General features: G+C 34.0%; 13 protein-coding genes. 5 read left to right on the top strand and 8 right to left on the bottom strand.

Annotated elements, in window-relative coordinates; all coding sequences use genetic code 11:
• The first annotated feature begins 414 nt into the window (after positions 1–414).
• From BLW20_RS13585 to BLW20_RS13595, 3 genes are all read left to right on the top strand, one after another.
• Positions 415–2028, top strand: coding sequence for a glycoside hydrolase family 10-like protein (locus BLW20_RS13585; RefSeq protein WP_091102435.1), 1614 nt, complete (start codon positions 415–417; stop codon positions 2026–2028).
• A gap of 4 nt (positions 2029–2032) precedes the next feature.
• Positions 2033–2566 carry a DUF1697 domain-containing protein gene (locus BLW20_RS13590; RefSeq protein WP_177165102.1) on the top strand — a complete coding sequence of 178 codons (534 nt, stop codon included), beginning with the start codon at positions 2033–2035 and terminating at the stop codon, positions 2564–2566.
• A gap of 105 nt (positions 2567–2671) precedes the next feature.
• Positions 2672–3151 carry a copper resistance protein NlpE gene (locus BLW20_RS13595; protein WP_091102443.1) on the top strand — a complete coding sequence of 160 codons (480 nt, stop codon included), beginning with the start codon at positions 2672–2674 and terminating at the stop codon, positions 3149–3151.
• 210 nt (positions 3152–3361) lie between these two features.
• On the opposite strand, the gene BLW20_RS13600 is transcribed toward BLW20_RS13595, so the two are convergent.
• From BLW20_RS13600 to BLW20_RS13625, 6 genes are all read right to left on the bottom strand, one after another.
• Entirely contained in the window at positions 3362–3844 is a 483-nt protein-coding gene (locus BLW20_RS13600; protein WP_143037815.1) for a DUF6174 domain-containing protein, read from the bottom strand.
• A gap of 36 nt (positions 3845–3880) precedes the next feature.
• Entirely contained in the window at positions 3881–4081 is a 201-nt protein-coding gene (locus BLW20_RS13605; RefSeq protein ID WP_091102451.1) for a helix-turn-helix transcriptional regulator, read from the bottom strand.
• A complete protein-coding gene (locus tag BLW20_RS13610; RefSeq protein WP_091102454.1) occupies positions 4065–4493 on the bottom strand; it encodes a hypothetical protein in 429 nt (142 codons plus the stop codon). The genes BLW20_RS13605 and BLW20_RS13610 overlap by 17 nt, the downstream gene beginning before the upstream one ends.
• A gap of 133 nt (positions 4494–4626) precedes the next feature.
• A complete protein-coding gene (locus tag BLW20_RS13615) occupies positions 4627–6105 on the bottom strand; it encodes a glycosyltransferase family 2 protein (protein WP_091102458.1) in 1479 nt (492 codons plus the stop codon).
• 387 nt (positions 6106–6492) lie between these two features.
• Positions 6493–7884: a leucyl aminopeptidase family protein gene (locus tag BLW20_RS13620; protein WP_091102460.1), complete on the bottom strand. Its 1392-nt coding sequence runs from the start codon at positions 7882–7884 to the stop codon at positions 6493–6495.
• 41 nt (positions 7885–7925) lie between these two features.
• The gene (locus BLW20_RS13625) at positions 7926–8837 is read right to left on the bottom strand and encodes a hypothetical protein (RefSeq protein WP_143037816.1); all 912 of its coding nucleotides are present in this window, start codon (positions 8835–8837) and stop codon (positions 7926–7928) included.
• 57 nt (positions 8838–8894) lie between these two features.
• Here BLW20_RS13625 and glsA point away from each other — a divergent pair, with 57 nt between their 5' ends.
• Positions 8895–9926 (top strand): glutaminase A, encoded by a 1032-nt coding sequence (gene glsA, locus BLW20_RS13630; RefSeq protein WP_091102469.1) that lies wholly within the window; start codon positions 8895–8897, stop codon positions 9924–9926.
• A gap of 136 nt (positions 9927–10062) precedes the next feature.
• Positions 10063–10200, top strand: a complete 138-nt coding sequence (locus BLW20_RS14990) for a superinfection immunity protein (protein WP_397334345.1) — start codon at positions 10063–10065, stop codon at positions 10198–10200.
• A 232-nt stretch (positions 10201–10432) separates the two neighbouring features.
• On the opposite strand, the gene BLW20_RS13640 is transcribed toward BLW20_RS14990, so the two are convergent.
• Together BLW20_RS13640 and BLW20_RS13645 are read right to left on the bottom strand one after the other, a co-directional pair.
• Positions 10433–11035 carry an alpha-ketoglutarate-dependent dioxygenase AlkB family protein gene (locus BLW20_RS13640; protein ID WP_091102475.1) on the bottom strand — a complete coding sequence of 201 codons (603 nt, stop codon included), beginning with the start codon at positions 11033–11035 and terminating at the stop codon, positions 10433–10435.
• Positions 11036–11106: 71 nt separating this feature from the next.
• The gene (locus tag BLW20_RS13645) at positions 11107–11922 is read right to left on the bottom strand and encodes a UbiA prenyltransferase family protein (protein ID WP_091102477.1); all 816 of its coding nucleotides are present in this window, start codon (positions 11920–11922) and stop codon (positions 11107–11109) included.
• Between the last annotated feature and the right edge of the window lie 145 nt (positions 11923–12067).

Below are 12067 nucleotides of genomic sequence, written 5' to 3' on the forward strand. Positions count from 1 at the left end.
TATGCTTGTAGACAAGCATATCAAATTTATCTTTTGGAATAAAATTGATGATTTGTTTGAAAATCGGCTGACCGACTAATTTCTTTTCTGTATCTTTATTGCTCATATTTTTGATTTGTCGTAAAACCAAAATATGAAAAAAGGAGCTAACCACAATGGGAAGCTCCTTAATTTTGAAAAGTTAGTCGGTTAGTAGTGATTCTTTTATTAAAAATACTTCGATAGACGATTTACGAAACCGGGTAAACGATTCACCGGCGGGTGCAACAGATGCGTACCAATCGTTACTTTTTCTTGCAGCACATACAGCAAGGCACACCTTGCAGATTGAGGAAATAAAAACAAATACCGATTTCCCTAAATAATGTTCATATATAGCAATATCTTACTATTTTTGTAAGGTATTGCGTTATTATGAAAAAATCAATTAATAAATACCTGACAACTTTAGGAATTGTTTCCCTGTCTCTAATTTCGTGTGCGGTTCAGCAGCAGCAAAAACCGGAAATTACTGCAGTCAAAAAATCGGAAACAGTCCCGATAGCCATCGGAACAAAACCAGTTCCTGCAGCGGTTACTCCGGCACCTACTACGCCAAAAGTAACTGAAAGTGTAAAAGTAGATCTACCTGAAGTAAAACGAGAATTTCGTGCTGCCTGGGTAGCCACTGTTGCCAACATTAACTGGCCAAGCAGTAAAAACTTATCTACACAGGAACAGAAAAACGAAGCCATTAAACTGTTAGATTTATTACAAGATGCCCATTTTAACGCGGTCATTTTCCAAGTTCGTCCGGCTGCCGATGCTTTATATAAAAGCAATTACGAACCCTGGTCGTATTATTTAACGGGCGAAACCGGTAAAGAACCTTATCCCTATTACGATCCGTTAGAATTCTGGATTGATGAAGCACATAAACGAGGAATGGAGCTACATGTATGGTTAAATCCTTATCGGGCACATCATTTAAGTGGGGGATCTGTAAGCAGTGAATCAATGGTCCGGAAATCGCCCAGTAATATCGTAAAACTTAAAAACGGTATGTATTGGTTTGATCCGGCAAGTATCAAAACCCAGGATCACGTTTCAAATGTGGTGAAAGACATTGTATCGCGTTATGACATTGATGCCGTTCATTTCGACGATTATTTTTATCCGTATGCTTCTTATAACGGAGGAGCCGATTTTCCTGACAACGCTTCGTGGAACACTTATAAAAACAATGGCGGAAATCTTTCAAAAGCCGATTGGCGCAGAGAGCAGGTAAATAAATTCATTGAGCGTATCAACAAAGAAATCAAACAAGAAAAACCGTATGTAAAATTTGGCATCAGTCCGTTCGGCATCTGGAAATCGGGCTATCCTTCGGGCGTTGTGGGCTCTTCACAATACGACGAATTGTTTGCCGATGCTAAATTATGGCTGAACAAAGGCTGGGTTGATTATTTCTCGCCTCAATTGTATTGGCCGATTAATTCGCAGCGTCAGAATTTTCAGGATTTGTTAGAATGGTGGCAAGATGAGAATACCATGAATCGTCATCTTTGGCCGGGATTGAACACTGTAGAAGTAAAAGCTCCCAATCGTGCAACCGAAATCGTCAACCAAATTAAAGTTACCGAGAAAGTTTTAGACAAAAACAGCATTGGTGCCGTTCATTACAGCATAGCAGGTTTAACGAATAATTACGAAATGGTGCAGGCATTAAAAAACGGCCCGTATAAAGAAAAAGCATTAATTCCCCGTAGTCCCTGGATTACTGCCAGCAAACTAAACAAACCTGATTTACAGATTACAGATGAGCATTCGCAACTTTCTATAAAATGGAACAATGGTTCTGAAAAAGATGTTTTTCAATGGATTTTATATACAAAATATGAAAATGAATGGCACATTGAAATTTTACCTAAAAACGAACGCGGTAAACGGTTAAATCGTACACAAAACGGCAAAAAATGCAACACTATTGCCTTAAAAGCTGTTGACCGCTTGGGTAATGAAAGTGATTACGTGGTTAAAAAAATATAATTCAATGAAAACATATATTGTTCTTTTAAGAGGCGTGAACGTTTCGGGCAAAAACCTTATAAAAATGTCTGAATTGAAAGAAACTTTGTCAAATGCAGGTTTTTCAAATGTAAGTACCTATATCCAAAGCGGAAACATCATTTTAAAAAGTGCATTAGAAAAAACAGCTATCGAAGAAACGGTACATAAACTGATTTTAGAACATTTTAATTGCAGCGTTACCGTTTTTTGTTTGACTGTTTCAGATATAGAACAAGCATTAGCAAACAATCCGTTCCCCATTGATTCCGAGCCAAACAAGGTATTTGTAACATTTCTAAACCAGACGCCCCAGCCTGATTTAACCGAGAAATTAAATTTGATAGCTTTTGGCAATGAGCAATTTAAAATAACCGGTAAACTGCTCTATTTTTATGTTCCTGATGGCATGGGAAAATCTAAAATGAACAACAATTTCTTTGAAAACAAATTGAAAGTAACTGCCACCGGACGCAACCTAAATACCATTTACAAACTGATTGAGCTATCAAAAAAATAAGTTGCATACACAGAAGACAGCTTTCTATTGATTAACTTATTTTATTAAAAATGAATAATTTGGCATTTTTATTGTACGATTAAACAAAATATTAAATTAAAAAATATGAAAAAGATCATTTTTACATCTTTTGTTTTAGGAATGGTACTGATTTCCTGCAAAAAAGAGGCACAAACAACTACAGATACCCTTATTAACGATACCATTGAACAAAGCGTTTCAACAGAAGAGACAGATACTCTAAATGAAATGACCGATGAGCACAATGCTCAAAATTCGTTAGATTGGGCAGGAACATACGAAGCCGTGTTGCCTTGTGCCGATTGTCCCGGAATTAAAACAACCATTGTTTTAAATAACGACGGTACCTATCAGTACACCGCCGAATATAAGGAAAGAAATTTAACTATTAACAGCACCGGAGAAATCATGTGGCATGACAACGGTTCTGTGGTGCATTTAAAAGACAAAGATACCGACGTTAAACTTAAAGTTGTAGAAAACGGTTTGGTGGGATTAGACACCAGCGGAAATGAAATAGAAGGTCCGTTAAAAGAACATTACAATTACAAGAAAGTAATGTAATAAAAAAACCAGAAGCTTTTAGGAGGGCACTGAAAAAGTCTTTTGATGAAGGAAATAGGAGGATACATGAAAATAAATAGAATTATATTCTGTTGATTTTCAATATTATAACAAATTAAAAAAGAGCATTTTTACTGTAAAAATGCTCTTTTTTCTGATATGAGTATAGTTTTTCAGTGGCCTTGCTTTTAGTTTCTGTTTTTTTTTAATCTATTCTTCTTCTAAAATTTCAAAATTAGATATTTTTAAATCATACCACATACCGCCATCTATGCTTTCTACGTACGAAGTAGAAAAGTTTATTTCTTCTGGGAAATGGTACTCTTGATTGTATTTTACATCAACCGTTATGCCGTAAATTTCATAATCTTGTTGATCTTTTTCTCTGTTAAAATCGTTTAAAACACGAGTGTAAATATCCGAAATTGTTCCAATTAATACAGATTGATGATCTTCATTAGATGAATAAGCGACCCCATTTTGTACCGTAATTGTTTCCTCAACCGGACCGGTTGCTGAAGACATATAGTGTTGATCAAATTTATAACTTTTAAGGTTTTGTTCGTTCCATTGCTTTTGCTGTGCGGTAAAGGTTGGCTCGTCAAAATGGTAAAAAACATCAGGTTTTTCCCCATCACATGAAACCATTATATTTGCCATAAAAAGAATTGATAATAGTAGTCTTGTTTTCATAATTAAACATCTTTTATTTATCAAATATAGAAAAAATTAATCATCATTTTCCAATTCAAAAAGGGCGTCTAACGTCATATTAAAGACCTTTGCGATTTTCAATGCCAAAACGGTAGAGGGAATGTATTTTTTTGTTTCTATGGAATTGATTGTTTGCCGCGACACCCCTACTTTCTCCGCTAAATCGCCTTGAGTAAGATTATGCCGTGCACGTTCTATTTTAATGTAATTCTTCATTTAATTCTTTTTTCAATTGGTATCTTTTCATTTGAAACATTAATATTTGATAAATCATTAAGACCATAATTATTTGTCCTGCTTTAATTTCCTGAATTTCACCATCAAAAACAAAAAATTCCAAAATAGGAGAAATAATTAAATATAAAGTTCCAGATAATAATGCATTCATTACCAATCTTAAACGAATTTCTAACATCATTTCATCGTCGTCTTTATACTTTGAAAATTGAATAAAGAACAGAAACAAACATATTAAAGACATTAAAATACTTTTAACCAGTAGTTTTATTTGGGGTTCATTAGCTAATAGGTTTAGTTGCCCTGCTATAATAATAAAAACAAATATAAGTACTAAGATAGCATAAGCAAGTTTTCTAAATTTTGAAGGAAATAAAAAATTTGTTTTCATTTTTAGTTAAGTTTATTTGCGACAAATATAAACAAACTTTTCAAATAGTAAAGTTTTCTTTACAAGAAAACAATAAAAAAGCAGCATGCTAAAAAACATACTGCTTTTACAAATATATAGTTGGTTAATTAATTTAGACTGTTGTTACCGGTAAATCTCTTGTTAACCACCCTCTGCGGCTTGCTGTTGCAATGGCATACGGCGTGATCCAAAATAAAGTAAACAAATAAAATACACTGTAAGTATAAGCTAAAAAGGCTTCTGCCAGATTATATTTTTTTGCGTAAAAAAACATTTGAATACTCGAAAAAACAAAGATCCCTGCCAAACTGCTACACACAAACAATATAGGATGCGTTACCACCACAAATACCAGCAATAACAATAACGGATAAGCCATTATTACCTTAAGCCACTGCATACTTAACAATATACGGGGTCCTGTGGTAGATCCTTTACGGAATTTTTTAAAAGCAAACTTGCTCATCATAATATTTTCACGCACGTTACTTCGTTCCCAGCGTATAAACATTTTGTACAAACTCTTATATTTTTCGGGAATGTTGGTATATACATAGGCGTTTTTCTGAAAAAGCACATGCAATCCCTGTTTTAAAATCATATTAGTCATTGCACGGTCTTCGCCAATATCACTCGGTTGCCCGTTAAATGTCTGATTAATCCAATCTTCTATACAATTCATTACCGCATCTCTTCTGTAAGCCGCCAATGCTCCGGGTGTACATAAAACAGACCCTATGGCACTTTGTGCCGAACGAACAAACTCAAAACTGAACACAAAACTTACATTAAGCATTTTAGGAATCAATCCTTTTTCTTTGTTTAAAACACGTACATTTCCTGCTACTGCACCACATTGTTTATTTACAACAAACGGACTTACCAGGTTGCGCAATGTATCTTCTTTTACAATAGAATCACTGTCAACGGTTACAAAAACATCACCTGTTCCTTGTTTAAAGCCACGGTACAAAGCGTGGCGTTTCCCCCTATTTTTCGGTTGTTGATAAATGGTCAAACGGTCACCTAATTTATCTTTTGCTTTTAACATCCACTGCCAGGTGTCGTCTTTACTGCCATCGTCAATAGACAAAATCTGTAATTTATTTTGAGGATAATCGCTTTCTGACAAACTTAAAAGGGTTTCGTAAACCAATTTTCCTTCGTTATACGCCGGTACGATAACGGTACAAGTTGGTAAAAAATCATCTAAAACCGATTTCACTACTTTATATCTGGTATATAAAACGATAAGATATGTTAGAAAAAACAATTGTATTGCCAGTAATCCAACAGCGATATAATTGATTGATGCACCCCACCAGGTACTCATTCGTTCAAAATGCAATTTTTCTAATTCGGGCTGAAATTTGATAAAAAACCCAATGGATAACAACATTAACAGAAAAGTAGCTGCAATAACCAAATAATCCTTTTTTTGTAAAGAATTTAATGAGAGTGCATTTAAGTAGAGTGATCGCTCTGCTTTTTGCGTTTCTAAATCGTTCCGAACTACTTTGAGTGTTGGAATGCTGTTTTTTTGTTCCGAAAATTTTTCTTTTTTCAGAGGTGTTATTGAGGTTGTGGACATATAATTGAATATTATTAATCGGGTTTATTTTTACTTTTAATTAACATTTAAAAGTTTATGTATCTAATTAAAGTCAATATTTATACCACCTGTTATTTTAACAAAAAAGGACCTTTATTTAAGAAAACAAAAATGCAATACGTGGAACGCACTCACATTATGTGGTATCTATCCCGTGCCATAAAAACCTTGAATTAAAATATTTAACAAAATTTTAATTATCCTTATTTCTCTGAATATCAATTTGTATTAGGGATTGCCACGGTATCCTTTTGTTTTTCAAACAAAATATTTAGGGAAAAGACTGGTTCTTGCGCAACACCCAAACACAAAAAAATCCGTTACCAAACGATAACGGATTTTTGAATAATAATCAAAAAAAAAAAATCACTTTTTATAATTCACAAAGAATTCATGTAAGGTACGAATTCCGGTGCCGGTTCCACCATGACCTTTGTAATTTTCAGGTGCTTCGGTAAATGCCGGTCCGGCAATATCAATGTGTACAAACGGAGCTTTCGCAAAATGTTCTAAAAACTTCCCTGCTGTGATGGTTCCTGCCATGCGTCCGCCAATGTTTTTTAAATCGGCACAACTCGATTTCAACTGTTCTTTATAATCGTCCCACAAAGGCAAATGTACCATGCGCTCATATACTTTTGTTCCTGCGTTTAACAACGACTGATTCACTTCTTCAGAAGCGTTACTCATCATACAAGCGGCACGCGAACCTGCAACAATTAAAGCTGCACCAGTTAGTGTAGCTGCATCAATAATTAATTCTGGATTGTATTTGGTTGCGTAACTAATAGCATCTGCCAAAATCATTCGTCCCTCTGCATCGGTATTTAAAACTTCAACCGTAGTTCCGTCCATCATGGTAACAATATCACCTGGCGCATACGCATCGCCCCCCGGACGGTTGTCTGTTGCCGGAATTAATCCAATAATGTGAAGATTTAATTTGTTTAACGCGGCTGCATAAATCGTTCCTGCCATCATGGCGGCACCACCCATATCCGATTTCATTAAATCCATAGAGTTTGGTGTGGGCTTTAACGACAATCCTCCCGTATCATAAACCACTCCTTTACCTACTAAAACAATTGGTTTTTCGTTGATAGGATTTGTTGGTTTATATTCTATTACGGTAAATGTTGGCGGTTGAACAGATCCTTTGTTTACAGCTAACAAGCCGCCCATTTTTAAGGCTTCGATTTCTGCTTTGCGGAATACTTCTACATGAAACTGAGCTTCGTCGGCAATTTCCTGAATTTCTTTTGACAGTTGGGTAGCTGTTAAAAACGAATTGGGTTCGTTGACCATATCGCGTGCCCAGAAAACCGCTTTGATCACATTATTCATACGCTGAATTTCTTCTGCAGAAAGATCTCCCAGCAAAAAAATGTTTTCTAACGTATATTCGCGATCGTCGGCATCTTTAAAATATTTTAAAAACTGATAGTTTGACAATGCCAAACCTTCTGCCAATGCCAATGTTATTTCACCGTTACCAACAATGGTAATATCGGTTGCTTTTTTATCTAATTTCTGCCGGATGTGGAAACCCGCCACACGCATTTTTTCCAAATCGCTAGTTTCTTTTACAAAAAAGTAAAACTGCTTGCCTGTTTTTATAAAATCTTCGGTTGCTTCGGTTGTTTTAAACGTTTCAAAAGCCTCGCGAACGTAGTCCGGGGCTTCGTTATTAATTTGGGTTTGCCCGTTTACAACATAAACAAAAGCGTTTCCTTTAAATTGTTTGGTTAATTGTAACATTGTTTTTTATTTTGATTTTCAAAAGTACGAAAAAGGAATGTTTATTGACAATTTTCAAAATCACTTATTACTTTCTTTTTATCTATCAGCAACAAGAACAATTGTCTGCTATTATAAAAAATCAGCTTATTAAATAATTCACTATCAATAAAAACCGGTAGATTTATCGGTTCAGCATTCTCTATAAACAAATTTTGATAATAACCCATATGGTAAAATTGCGTGTTGTTTAAAAAAATCAATCCGCTTGAGCCTTTTGAAGTGAAATAGTAGTAATTTGGAATTAGCAATGTTTTATTATCTATTTCTCCCTTTCTATAATTACGTCCAAAAATAAAATTATTATTCTGCCAATAAATACCTAAACCCGACTCATCTTCAACTGATAAAGGAATTTTCTCATTTATGATTTTTGTAATCAAATCTGATTGATTATTCCATATCTTAGCAAGTTCTTCTTTTGGAATGTATTTATATTTTCCTAAAAATGTATTATCAAAATAATCATATATTTTTTCAGTCAATTGCATTTTATCTAATTTCTTCTTATTTAAGATAGCATATTCTACTAATTTTAAAACATCAGTTATATTTATATCTTTTGCCTGAATTCTAATTGCCATTCCATCAGCTTTATATAAACTTTCGTAATATGACTCAAAAATAAACTGATAAGCAGAATTATTTACATCAAATTGATAACTATCATTTTCAAAATTTTCAGAATGAGGTTTACGAACTTCTATAAGCAAGGTGTCTTTGAAATTTAATTCTTTGGCTAATTTTTCAGACAATATACCAATAGCAATAACTTTTTCAAATACTGAATAATGGAAAGTAGCTTTACAAGCCGTTTTAATATTTCCGTGTGTTTCAAGCCTTTGTTTATCTTTATGTGCATAAGAATTAAAACAGAAACACAATGCCATTATAATAAAAAAATACTTTCTCATAAATTATTTCTTTGAGTAAATATAACTTTTATCTTTGAATTTATCTAAATCTCTATCATGCAAAAGACTTTCTTTATAAAACTGCTTCTATTGTTTACTACCGTGAACATCGGTTGTTTTTCAATAGCAATGTATGCACAGCAAAAAAAAACGGCGATTTCAGCCAAAAACCAAATTACCGAAAGAGTTTTACAGGAAATTTTACAGCAAAACAAGCAATACGCTTCACAGGGAAAAGTTGCTGATTACATTCCCGAATTAGGAAAAATGGAACCGGATGCCGTAGCACTGTCGGTAGTTGATACAAACGGAAAGGTCATCAATGTGGGCGATGTTTCTAAAAAATTTACCATACAAAGTATTTCAAAAATCGTGGCTTTAATGGTGGCTGTTCGGGAAAAAGGCGAAGCAGCTGTTTTTGAAAATATGGGCTATTATGGATCTGACAAACCTTTTAATCATTTTGGAAATCTGGAAATTACAGGTAAACCATTGAACCCCATGATGAATGCAGGTGCCATTTTAACGACATCAATGATTGAGGGCGATGGGGAAATTCCGTTTCAAAAAATCCTTAAAATGATTCGGTACATCACCAACAACAACACAATTGATTACAGCAAAACGGTTTATCTTTCAGAAAAAGAAACGGGACACCGCAACCGTGGAATGTTTTACCTGATGAAAAACAACGGATTGATTAACGGAACCGAAGACCAATTAGACAACTATTTTAAACAATGCTCTATAGAAGTTACCGCTGAGGATCTGGCAAAAATAGGCTACTTTTTCGCAAACGAATGCGTGCGGTTTGATGGCGATGCTACATACAAAAGTACTGATTTATCAAAATTAATACAGTCGCAAATGCTGATTGCCGGTATGTACGAATTCAGCGGCGAATATGCACGAAGAATTGGGCTACCAAGTAAATCAGGCGTTGGCGGCGGAATTGCCGTTTGTGTTCCCGGTAAAATGGGCATTGGCGTTTTTAGTGCACCTTTAGATACTCACGGAAATTCGGTAGCTGGCTATCAAATGATTCTTGATCTGGCAACACAGTTTGGATTGAATGTTTTTTTACCTTAAAATAGATTTGCCACAGATGCACAGATAATTTTTTACAAACCACATAGAAACATAGTTTTAATTTATGGTCATTTTTTTAAGCTTATTAAATAGTAGTCTTCCGTTTGAAAACAATGAAATTACTAAAGAAAAAATCATGGCAGGCTTTGTACTAATTTTTATATATTTTATTCCAAGCATATTAGCACGTGATAAATTTCAGTTTAAACTTATTATTCTTCTCAATTTATTAACAGGCTGGATGGGACTTGGATGGTTGATATCTTTAGTTTGACCAATAAAAGCAAAAAGTAAAACAATTGAAACAATAGATTTAGACGAAGATATAGAAGATTAAAGTTATCTAATAAACACATGACTTATTTTTTAATTTTATTTAAGAAAGCGTAATTCGTCGGTTCGAGTCTGTCGAGAACTTATAATTAACAACTTCTCGATACGTTTCACTACTCAAAGTAACTGAAATTCTATCACTTAAACACCAAACACCCTTCACCCAGCATAAATCATTTCATCTGTCTGAAAGTCAAACTGATTCTTGGGGCGGTTACTTTTTTGGTTGGAGCGATTCTGTGCAACCAATGCTTTTGAGTTTCGCCTTTCATTTCTATTAACGAGCCATTTGCTAGTTCAAAACCTTTTTTATCGCCCGATTGTTTGTGTTTAAAGTCGAATCTGCGTTGAGCTCCCAAACTTAAACAAGCTATGGATCCGTTATCAACCAAATCTTTTTCGCCATCACTGTGCCACGCCATACCTTCTTCTCCACTATGATATAGGTTTAATAGACATGAATTATACATACTGTCAGTGTACAATTCTACCAATTGTTTTAATGCCAGCAATTCTTCAATCCACGGAGTTGCAACGCGGGTAAATCCGGAATAAGTGTACGAAAAATCTTTAGATCCGTACCATGCAACTTTGCGTTTGGTAATGATTTCTTTTCCGTAAATAACCGATCTGTCATTATACCAATCAATCTTTTCCATTAAAACATTAAAGAAACGTTCAGATTCATTGGCATCTAACAAAATTCCATGATAGATCACTTCGCCGTCAAAAGGTAAAAGATTTTGGTCTGATTGCGGGCATGAGAATAAATCCATAGTACAGTCTTATTTCACAAATATAGGTATTTCTATCTGCACAAAGAAAAACAATAAGTTCTCCGCTTTTTTTAAAATCTAAAAGACATTATAAGCAACAACCAAAAAATGGGTACACTTTCAACCCAGAACAATGTGTAATATTTTGATCGTTTTGAAGAAGCAAAATAAGTAAAGAAAGTAATTGTTATAACCAATATTAAATTGATAATCCATTGATTGGGGTAATAATTCACTTTTAAAAATTCAAGAAAAAAGAACGGAATAAGCAGGCAGTAAATAAAGAGCTTGGTTTTTGTTACCCCAATGGTTTGCGGAACGGTTCTTAAACGGGCATCATCATACTTTAAATCGTTAATTTCAAAAATAAGAATAAGAATCAATGTTAGTAGAAATCGTTGTAGAAATTTATAAATGACATCTATTTCTATGGGCAAGTTGGCATTTATAATTGGAATTAACGTGGTAACACCAGCCCAGCAAAGAGATACAATATAAATTTTGATTCCGGCGAAATTGCGCAAATTGGTTTTTGATTTTGTTACGGGAATTACGTATAAAACACATAAAATACCAAATAAAATACTAACCAGCTGCGTTTTTAACTCTAAACAAAAAAAGCAATAAACGGTTATTATTAAACTTAAAATGCTTAAAACAATGATGCTTTTTAATGAGGGACTGAATGTTTTTTGCTTTGCGACAAACGAAGCATATTTTATAAAATTATAACTAAAAACAGTGCCAAAAAAAACAAATGCTGTTACTGTTGCATCAAACGGAAGCCTGCAAAAATAAAAGGTCATCTGTACTAATGCTGCTGTTGCAACCGCAACGTGGATGCTTGCATTTAAGTAAAAATCAAATATTTTTTTCAATAATAACATGTAGCTGCTTTTTTTGAAGATAAGCACTTTTAAGTTTGTGATAAAAAAACTAACCTAAAAAAGTATTACAAATTTAACAGAATATCTTTAATCAGTTAAAATAGTGCTTTAAATAAAGAGGCTGTCCCAAAAGGGCAGCTTCTTT

The organism is Paenimyroides marinum (assembly GCF_900108395.1).
Taxonomy (GTDB): domain Bacteria; phylum Bacteroidota; class Bacteroidia; order Flavobacteriales; family Flavobacteriaceae; genus Flavobacterium; species Flavobacterium marinum.